We start from the raw sequence: 542 nt of genomic DNA on the forward strand, positions 1-542 counted from the left end.
CTCGACCACCTCCGAGCCACTGCCTCCAGTATCCGTTCGGCCGCGTGCCGATTGCCGGGCCGGGCCGCCGCCCGGAGATTGGAGACAGCGCGGCCGAGCCCGGCCGGGCACACCCCGCCGAGAGACGGAGCTCCCCCATGGCGGTCTGCGCGACCTGCGGCAACGACTACTGGCTGGCCTTCGAGATCAAGACCATCACCGGCGACAGCTACACCTTCGACAGCTTCGAGTGCGCGATGGAGAAGCTGGCGCCGCGCTGCGAGTACTGCGAGGTGCGGATCGTCGGCCACGGCGTCGAGGTCTCCGGCAAGTTCTTCTGCTGCGCCAACTGCGCCCGCCGCGGCGGCGGCCTGGGCGAGCAGATCCGCGACGCGGTGGGCACTCACCCCGGGGTCACACCCGGGCGTGCGAAGTGATGTCGGCGGTGAAGTCCTCGATCATCGCGGGCGTGACGGTCGGGCGGCACTGGCCGATCGCCGTCAGGTAGTCGCCGGTGGTGGCGCCTGCCGGAGCGTCACCCGCCAGGTCCCGTTCGAAGGCGG

General features: G+C 71.4%; 1 protein-coding gene. It reads left to right on the forward strand.

The genetic code is table 11. The features are described 5' to 3' along the window. Positions 1-137: 137 nt before the first annotated feature. Positions 138-416 (forward strand): Prokaryotic metallothionein, encoded by a 279-nt coding sequence (locus ABD323_RS44865; protein ID WP_344447710.1) that lies wholly within the window; start codon positions 138-140, stop codon positions 414-416. Positions 417-542 lie beyond the last annotated feature (126 nt).

This window comes from Kitasatospora nipponensis, from assembly GCF_039528135.1.
Taxonomy (GTDB): domain Bacteria; phylum Actinomycetota; class Actinomycetes; order Streptomycetales; family Streptomycetaceae; genus Kitasatospora; species Kitasatospora nipponensis.

Bases quoted from the DNA above. Each gene is read 5' to 3' on its own strand.
- ABD323_RS44865 (WP_344447710.1), top strand. From the start codon at position 138: ATGGCGGTCTGCGCGACCTGCGGCAACGACTACTGGCTGGCCTTCGAG.